Origin of the sequence: Subsaximicrobium wynnwilliamsii, from assembly GCF_007997225.1 — a bacterium.
Lineage (GTDB): Bacteria > Bacteroidota > Bacteroidia > Flavobacteriales > Flavobacteriaceae > Psychroserpens > Psychroserpens wynnwilliamsii.
In genome coordinates this window covers 1-8912 of record NZ_VORM01000045.1, presented here as the reverse complement: position 1 = coordinate 8912, position 8912 = coordinate 1, and the positions used below count along the sequence as shown (strand labels likewise).

Below are 8912 nucleotides of genomic sequence, written 5' to 3'. Positions count from 1 at the left end.
CCATATAATCACTAAACAAACCAAACTACGAGCTAGCGCAGATGTTGGCTTTATCTTTATAGCATATAATCTCACGAGAATTTGGAACATAATAAAACAAGACAATACGACGGGCTTTGACATGATTAAGACACTAGAAACCGCCATAAACCTATTTTTAGCCTGTATAGCAACATTTGCCAATCACAATAGAAAAATTAAAATGGCACTCGCAGTTTAAAACAAAATCTGTAATTTGGTTCTACTAACAAAAATCAAGGCAGGTTATTAGACGGACTGACGTTAGCGCCAATGTAAAAAAATGTCCCTGAATTCAAGAACTTAACGCAACAAATCAAAACTTTAGATTTGTTGTATGAAACCAAAAAAATACCATCGGTTATCGTTGCAAGAACGAGTCGTAATCGAAACGTTACTGGCCGAAAGCAGGTCAAAATCCTATATTGCATTAAAGCTCCACCGTTCCCGTTCCACCATCACAAGGGAAATCAATAAATGGGGAGAGAATTATGATGCCAGATTAGCGGATTGGTGTGCAAAAGACGACTATCTCAACAAGAGAAATTTGGATAAAATAAACACCTATAACAAACTCAAGATTTATGTCTACCGTGGCCTGCTGAACGCTTGGTCCCCCGAACAGATTTCAGGCAAGATAAAACTGGACTATCCCCGTGACCCGATAATGGCTATCTCATATGAGGCCATTTATACGCACATCTATACCCATAGACAGGCACGCCTGAACCGAAAACTGATTGCCCTTCTTCCCTATCAGAAATCACAGCGCAGAAGAGCCAATGCCAAGAGCAAAAGAGGTGTAAAAATCAAAGACCAGACAAGCATTGATGACAGACCGGAACACATTGAAAAAAGAGAGGAAATCGGACATTGGGAAGGGGATTTGGTAATCGTTACGGGACAGAAAAGCGCAATAGGGACGCTGGTCGAGAGAAAGGCAAGGTTTACCTTTATCGTAAAACTGGGCATCCGAAAATCGGCTACCGTCAGAAAAGGATTTTTCAGGGAGTTCAGGCAGGCCGATACAATCTTTAAAAAGACGCTGACATACGATAACGGCAACGAAATGGCACAGCATAACCAATTTACCAAACAGACAGGGATGCCAGTCTATTTTGCACATCCATATTCATCCTGGGAAAGAGGGACAAATGAAAACACAAACGGGCTCATCAGGCGCTTTTTCCCAAAGGGAACGGACTTCAGCAAAGTAAGTGAGAAAGAACTGAAGATGGTGCAGGAAAAACTAAATAATAGCCCGAGAAAGATACTGGGATACAGGACTCCCAATGAAGTTTTTACTTTGGAATTGTTAAAAGGAAATTTAAAAAAATGCTGATGCTGCTGTATGCTTTTTGGACTGGAAATAACTCGACCAAAGGAGAGTTATTCCATTTCAACAATGCCACATCAAAATCAAAAAAAATAAACCTTATATTTGAGTATTGAAGCACTGAAAATTAATAACGCTTTGTTGCGTTAGAACCTTGAATCCAGCCGACCGCGGATAAAATAATAGCTACAACACCAATCCATCTGCTTATATACAAGGTGAACAGAATTGTAAAAATATCCTATTTAAATTTTGCAATTTTGCGAAAATATGGATTTAGATAAAAAAATAGTGAGGGTATTAAATAATAAGGAAACAAAACTTTTTGTACTTTTTTACATCGTATCTGCATTTATCTACTATACCGCTACTTGGATTTCATGGGGTACTTACAAAAAAGGCTTTTTATCTTACTTTGATGTCGAAGAATTTTTCGCTGCCGCTGGAACACAATTTATGGTTAGTTTTTTGATTACAATACCTATTTGGTATGTTACGGAAGTAATATTGAGAGAATATACCCTGAAAGTAAGATTGCTAAGCCATGTTTTTTTTCTGCCGATATTCATTCTTGCATGTTATTTTGGACAGTTAGGGGTAACAAAGTTATTTGGGTGGGCTATGTTTTGGGGTGGAAAATATATAGTTTGGACACTTTACAATTTGATGCTTTTCTATTTGGTGCAATTCGGATTTATTCACGCCTATAATTATTGGATAAAACTAAAAAATGAGGAATTGGAAAAATCTGAACTGCGAGAGCTTGCCCTAAAAAGCGAAATGACGGCCATGAAAGCACAGCTAACCCCCCATTTTTTACATAATCTATTTAATTCTATCAATGCAACTATACCACCCGAAAATGAGCGAACGAGGGAATTGATAGTGCAACTATCCGACTTATTTCGATACCTAAATTATGCTTCACAGCATGAATACGTTACTATCCAAGAAGAATTATCATTTATAGAAAACTACCTGCAATTAATGAAGATTCGATTAAAAGAAAGATTGAAATATTCATTTGAAGTGCCTAATCACTTGAAAGAATATAAAATAGCACCCATGTTGTTTCAACCTATTGTTGAAAACGCCGTTATTCACGGAATATCACCTAAAATTGAACCTTCTACTTTGATTGTTCGGATTAAGAAAAGTTCAGAAAAGCTGCTAATATCCATTGAAGATACAGGGCTTGGTATTCTTGACAAAGAAAATCTTTTTCAAAAAGGATTAGGACTATCTAACACAAAATTGCGCCTGAATAAAATTTATGATTCTGATTTAAAAATTGACGACAATATTCCTTTGGGCACTATAATTTCTTTTGAAATATGAAAACCGTACTTGTCATTGATGATGAAGAAGATGCAAGGGACTTGCTGAAATATTATATTTCGCAGCATAGCGAACTTTCTATCATTGGGGAAGCTTCCAATGGCATTGAGGCGGTAAAACTTGTCAATCAACTCAAACCCGATACGATTTTCCTTGACATACAAATGCCAGGGCTTAACGGTTTCGAAGTATTGGCAAGACTAGACGAACTTCCCGAAGTGATTTTTTCTACAGCTTATGACCAATACGCTATCAAGGCTTTTGAAGTACACGCCATAGATTATCTTTTAAAACCTTATGGAAAAGCTAGGTTTGAAAATGCACTATCCCGGATTTTAAATAATCAGGAACAGCTGATTCCATTGGCTGAAAGCCTGTTGAAACTGGAAAATAGATTCCCTAATAAAATCATTCTTCACAAAGGTAGTCGCAAATTAGTGATAAACACAAGTTCAATAATCTATGCCGAGGCTTATGGTGATTATACCAAGGTTTTTACAGATAAAGTAGAGTATCTTTCATTAAAAGGCATTTCCAATCTCATTGAAAATTTAAATCCCGATTCGTTTATACGAGTGCACCGTTCGCATTTTATTAATAAAAACTGTTTTGTCGAAATAAAAAAAATAGAGCGATACCATTACGCTATTCTCGCCGACAATACCTCAATTAAAATAAGCGAGACGTATTTACCAGAAATTAAGAAAATGTTGCTTTAACCATTTCATCGAGCCATTCACAAGCTCAACAGATTTCTCACTTATACCTCAAAAAGTCAATGTAATTTTGAGTATTATTCATTATAACCATTGACAATGACTTCCAATATACGTCCTTTTATCTTTCTTTTTTTACTTGTCTTCACGATTTCCGCAGAAGCACAAATTCAAACAGCTTTGCCTATTTCAAAAGAGTCCGAAACTGATATAAGATCCTACTCAGGTATCATTTCCGAGCAGTATGCCAATGGCAGCCCGTCTTTATGGAAAACACTAAAAAACGGAAAAGCTGAAGGACTTTGGCTAGAATGGTACTTAGACGGTACTTTACGTTATCGTGCCAATTGGAAAAATAGTATGGGCGAAGGTAAATGGGAATATTTTCACCCAAACGGCAAACTTCGTTCCGAGAGTTTTTATATGGAAGATCGAGCTTTTGGTATATCTAGAAGTTATTATGAAAATGGTCAATTACAATCTGATGTAACCTATGCGAATGATGAAAAAGTAGGTGTTGAATACGTTTACAAAACTGATGGAACTTTACAGGACAGAAGAAGATATGAAAATGGCATTGAAGTCATTGACCAAGCGCAACTTTTTGAACAAGGTAAAATTTCAACAAATCAAAATAACGAATGGGGTATTAATTTCACACCCGATGGAAATACAGCCTATTTTACCCGTAGAGATGTGACTACTAATCAAAAACGAATTTATGTAACCACAAAAAACGAAAAAGGGTGGTCAGAACCGAAGATTGCTCCTTTTTCAGCAAGTGAAGATGAATCTGCTTTTATCAATAGTCAAGGAACTAAATTATTTTTTGCGTCATGTAGACCTTTGTTAAATAACAATTCATCAAAAAACACAGATATGAATATTTGGGTTATGAATAAACAAGGAAACGAATGGTCAATTCCACAACCACTGTCCGATACAATCAATAAATTAATGAAAGCGGATAATGTTTGGCCAGAAAATTACGAAGCAGGACCAATTACCGATAAAGAAGGAAATTTATATTATTGGACAAAAGGTGCCTACTCAAAAGCTACTAATCTATTTTATGCCGAACTCAAATCTGATGGAACTTTTGAAAAGCCAACAGAACTTATAGAACCTTCTGATAATACATTCTTTGATAGTGCTCCTTGTCTTTCATCAGATGGAAATTTATTGTTTTTTGCATCAGATAACCGACCAAATTCTTGGGGAACCGATTTGTTCTATTCAAAAAAAGTTAATGGTAAATGGTCAAAACCCAAAAACATGTCAATTGCTATTAACTCTTACAGCGATGATAGTTTTCCGAGTTTTTCACCCGATGGAAAGTATTTCTTTTTTAGCAGCAACCGGGCAGGAAATAAAGATACAAGTGGCGAACTAACGTGGGATTTATATTATATAGAAACCCGTTTTTTAATGCTAAAAAATTAAAATCATGAAAATAATTATTTTACTAGTATGCTTTTTTCCCTTTATAGCCTGTGCTCAAAGTGATTCCATTTCAGTACCACCAGAATCAGAAATGGTATCGATGAACGATACAAAAGTAAAATATGGAGGTCAATATGGGCAACGATATTTTGCGAATGGAAGTAAAGTACCTTACACTGGTTTTTTATATGCAAGTTATGACAATGGAAAGTTAGAATCTGTTCAGCAATTTGTTGATGGAATAGGGAATGGAATCTGGATTGATTACGCTCCTGATGGCAAAAAAGTAGGTCAAGGCACCTTGATTGATAATCGTGTTGAAGGACCAGTAACTTTTTTTTACGAAGACGGAAGCATTAAATCTAAAGGCAAATATTTAGATTGGAAACGCCCAATTGGTTTATGGACATTTTACGATCGAAAAGGCAATATAGTTAGCACAAGACGATATACCCGATAGTCAATTCTTAATAAATTTAAGATACGATTCTTAAAAAACGCTAAAAAATTATGTTAAGATATATCTTCACAACAATGTTGTGTTCAGCCATAACTATGTCTTATGGTCAAAATAAAATAAAGCAGTACAATGTTATAAGAACTTCAGATGTCCCAAAAATTGATGGCAAACCTTTTGAGAAAATTTGGGAATTAGCCGAAGTTGGCAATAATTTCATAATGCTTCAACCCGAAAATGGAACTGCTGAAAATGAACAACAGAAAACACTCATAAAAATAATGTACGATGATAATGCTATGTATGTTGCTGCCTATCTATATGATAATGAACCCAATAAAATAGCTGCCCAATTCTCGCAGCGTGATCAAATAAATGTACAATCTGATATTTTTTCTTTTTGGATAAACACTTATAATAATCAAATAGACCAAACAAGGTTTTATATAACTGCTGCGGGAGCAATTGCCGATTCAAAATCTACCAATGGTGGCGATGATTTTAGCTACAATGTAATCTTTGATGCTAGATCTAGTAGAGACGAAAAAGGATGGTATGTGGAAATGGAAATACCATATCAAGCTTTGAGATTCGCAAAGTCTTCTGTTCAAGATTGGAGTTTTAACGCTTATCGTAAAATTAATAGATTAAATCAATCCTTCACTTTTAGCTTCATAGATATTAAACAAGGAAATGAAGCTCAATATGATGCAGTTTTACGGGGTATTCAAAATATTAATCCTCCATCACGTTTGAGTCTTTTTCCATATCTGAGCACTCAAAGCGTGCAATTTAAAAATACAAATAAAACTCAATTCAATGCAGGCTTAGATGTTAAATACGGTCTAAGTGATGCATTTACTTTAGATGCCACTTTAATACCTGATTTTGGACAAGTAGCATTTGACAACGTGGAACTTAATCTTAGCCCATTTGAACAAGTATTTGAAGAGAGAAGACCATTTTTTACAGAAGGGACAGATTTATTTTCAAAAGGCAATCTATTCTTTTCAAGAAGAATTGGTCAACAGCCATTTGGTTTTAGCAGTGTTTACAATCAAGTTGATGAAAATGAAATATTAATATCAAACCCAACTCAAACACAACTTATCAATGCGGTCAAAATAACAGGTAGATCAAAATCTAAAATCGGAATTGGGCTTTTGAATGCCATTACAAAAAAGATGACCGCAACAATTACAGATACTTTAAATTTAACGAATAGAAAAATAATCACAGAATCATTGACTAACTTCAACATATTTGTAATAGATAAGCAGTATGGTGCTAATTCATCGTTTTATTTTTCAAATGCAAATACATTACGTTCAGGAAGTTTCACAGATGCTAATGTAACAGCATTTGGCATTGATCATTATGACAAAGAGAATATTTACAATTACGGTGCTAACGTAAAAATGAGTAATCGTTTTCTAAATGATTCAACAAGTTATGGCTTTTCCTATTCAGCGCGATGGCAAAAAGTAGAAGGAAAATGGCGTTATGGTATTAGTCACGATTATATCGAAAAATCATATAATCCTAATGATTTAGGATTACAATTTGAGAGCAACATAAATACAACCTATATCTCTGGTTCTTATAATCAGTTTACTCCAAAAGGTAAGTTTAATAATTACACAATAAATTACAACTTATATCACAGCCGAACAAACCAACCTAATACGCATAACTTTACACAAGTATCGCTGAATCCCAACTTTCAAACTAAAAATCTTTGGCAAGGTGGTGGTTTCATTACTGCATTTACTCGGGAATATGATTTTTTTGAATCACGAATATCGCTTGTACCAGTTTTGTATCAGCCCAAAATAGTTTATGGTAGTTATATTACAACAGACACTAGAAAAAGAGTATCACTTTTTGCAAATATTAATGCTGAAAATCGAATAAACAATCCCGAATTTAGAATTGATTTTAGGCTTAGACCATCCTTTAGAATTACAGATAAGCTTTTTATCCGTTACCAATGGTTCTGGCAGAAGCGAGATAATCGGTTGAGTTTTGTGGCTCTCAATGGAGAACAGACCATTCTTAGTTCACGAGATACAAGAACCATTGAGAATTCAATTGAAACAGTCTATAACATTGATAATACCAAAGCAATTAATCTAAGGTTAAGAAACTTTTGGAGTAACGCAATTTTTTCAGACAATCTTGAAATTTTAAAATCAGATGGTTCAACGATTGCCTTCTCCGAGCCCAATTCGTTCGAGCCCAATGCCGACTTTAATGTTTGGAATTTTGATTGCAGTTTTGAATGGCAATTTGCCCCTGCAAGTAGTCTAATCGTATTTTATCGAAACACATTATCTAATTTTCAAAACAATCCTAATCAATCATATTTTAACAGTTTAGACGCACTATTTCAAAATTCTTTAGTACACACATTATCTTTGCGGCTGACTTACTTCTTCGATGTAAATAGGCTTAAGAAAAGAGAATTAAAATGATTGAATAAAAATCAAAAAGCCAGCAGGCAAGCCGTGTATAAGCTATGGCTTGGTCTTTCCTTACTTGGAAAATCCTGCGGATTTCCCAAAGTCAGTTTTTATTTAGAGAGGTTCGTGCTAAAACTCGCCACAGCTCATATACCAAACATTGTGCTTCATTAAAAAAAAAATCGACTTCAAAACAAATTTTAAGCTTAATTCCTTATTTTTGATTTAAATACAACTTGTTATGAATATTCAAGCAGAGAAGATACATTTAGCAAAATTGCTTTTAGAAACCGAAAATCCTAAAATACTTGAATCTATAAAAAAGATTTTCAAAAAGGATAAAACAGCAGATTTCTGGGATGATTTGAATCTTGAGCAAAAAGAGGAAATTGACAATGCTTTATTGGAAATTAAAAATGGTCAGGTAACAGACTACGATTCATTTATGCAAAATCACAGATAATTGAACAGGGAAGTTGTCATGTCGAAAACGGCCAAAAGAAAGTTGGAAAAACTTTTCGATCATCTTATCGAACAATGGTCATTAAAAGTTAAAAATGAGTTTGTAATAAAGCTGGACGATTGTATAGAAATTATAAAGCAACAGCCTGGGATTTTTCCCGAATCTCTTAAAAGAAAAGGATTAAGAAGATGCGTTGTAACTAAACAAACTACTTTATATTATCGATTTAATTCAAAACGAATTAACTTAGTTACAATATTTGACACTAGACAAAATCCAAAAAAATTGAACAAAGAAATTTAGTAAACAACGAAGCACAACAAAGTACTGTGTATAAGCCATTGCTGGGTCTGTGCCTATCTGGAAAATCCCTGCGTAATTTTCACGTAGATTTGTACTTGGAATGGTTCGGGCTTTAACACGCAACGGTCCATACACAACAACATCAGACTGTCTAATAACTTGTTCATACTTTTCAAGAAAGACCCAAGGTCATTTTTTAGCTTTTTTGTATCTTAATAGTATGAAATACATATCTGGCAAAGACAGAAGACAGACCTGCCTCTTCCCCGTTTCCCTGGAAGATTCCATTGACCAATTTAACAGTGTGAGAGCCATTGACCAATTTGTAGAACAGCTTGATCTGGAAAAACTTGGTTTTCGAAGAGACTTCATTGAA

8 protein-coding genes and 1 pseudogene are annotated in these 8912 nt (G+C 34.6%); all 9 read left to right on the top strand.

What is annotated here, in order from left to right; genetic code table 11:
• Window positions 1–220, top strand: a pseudogene (locus ESY88_RS21575) (IS1182 family transposase); the annotation flags it as partial.
• A gap of 135 nt (window positions 221–355) precedes the next feature.
• On the top strand, window positions 356–1360 hold the full coding sequence (locus ESY88_RS19785) for an IS30 family transposase (protein ID WP_147088436.1): 1005 nt from the start codon (window positions 356–358) through the stop codon (window positions 1358–1360).
• A 264-nt stretch (window positions 1361–1624) separates the two neighbouring features.
• Window positions 1625–2692 (top strand): sensor histidine kinase, encoded by a 1068-nt coding sequence (locus ESY88_RS19780; protein ID WP_147088435.1) that lies wholly within the window; start codon window positions 1625–1627, stop codon window positions 2690–2692.
• A complete protein-coding gene (locus ESY88_RS19775; protein WP_147088434.1) occupies window positions 2689–3411 on the top strand; it encodes a LytR/AlgR family response regulator transcription factor in 723 nt (240 codons plus the stop codon). The genes ESY88_RS19780 and ESY88_RS19775 overlap by 4 nt, the downstream gene beginning before the upstream one ends.
• Window positions 3412–3507: 96 nt before the next feature.
• A complete protein-coding gene (locus tag ESY88_RS19770; RefSeq protein WP_147088433.1) occupies window positions 3508–4851 on the top strand; it encodes a PD40 domain-containing protein in 1344 nt (447 codons plus the stop codon).
• A gap of 4 nt (window positions 4852–4855) precedes the next feature.
• On the top strand, window positions 4856–5311 hold the full coding sequence (locus ESY88_RS19765; protein ID WP_147088432.1) for a toxin-antitoxin system YwqK family antitoxin: 456 nt from the start codon (window positions 4856–4858) through the stop codon (window positions 5309–5311).
• A gap of 50 nt (window positions 5312–5361) precedes the next feature.
• A complete protein-coding gene (locus ESY88_RS19760) occupies window positions 5362–7782 on the top strand; it encodes a DUF5916 domain-containing protein (RefSeq protein WP_147088431.1) in 2421 nt (806 codons plus the stop codon).
• 229 nt (window positions 7783–8011) lie between these two features.
• Window positions 8012–8233 carry a hypothetical protein gene (locus ESY88_RS19755; protein WP_147088430.1) on the top strand — a complete coding sequence of 74 codons (222 nt, stop codon included), beginning with the start codon at window positions 8012–8014 and terminating at the stop codon, window positions 8231–8233.
• Entirely contained in the window at window positions 8234–8536 is a 303-nt protein-coding gene (locus ESY88_RS19750; protein WP_147088429.1) for a type II toxin-antitoxin system RelE/ParE family toxin, read from the top strand.
• Window positions 8537–8912 lie beyond the last annotated feature (376 nt).

Excerpts from the sequence above, each read along its gene's own strand:
- ESY88_RS19770 (WP_147088433.1), top strand. The coding sequence starts at position 3,508 with ATGACTTCCAATATACGTCCTTTTATCTTTCTTTTTTTACTTGTCTTC.
- ESY88_RS19780 (WP_147088435.1), top strand. The coding sequence starts at position 1,625 with ATGGATTTAGATAAAAAAATAGTGAGGGTATTAAATAATAAGGAAACA.
- ESY88_RS19765 (WP_147088432.1), top strand. The coding sequence starts at position 4,856 with ATGAAAATAATTATTTTACTAGTATGCTTTTTTCCCTTTATAGCCTGT.
- ESY88_RS19760 (WP_147088431.1), top strand. The coding sequence starts at position 5,362 with ATGTTAAGATATATCTTCACAACAATGTTGTGTTCAGCCATAACTATG.
- ESY88_RS19775 (WP_147088434.1), top strand. The coding sequence starts at position 2,689 with ATGAAAACCGTACTTGTCATTGATGATGAAGAAGATGCAAGGGACTTG.
- ESY88_RS19755 (WP_147088430.1), top strand. The coding sequence starts at position 8,012 with ATGAATATTCAAGCAGAGAAGATACATTTAGCAAAATTGCTTTTAGAA.
- ESY88_RS19785 (WP_147088436.1), top strand. The coding sequence starts at position 356 with ATGAAACCAAAAAAATACCATCGGTTATCGTTGCAAGAACGAGTCGTA.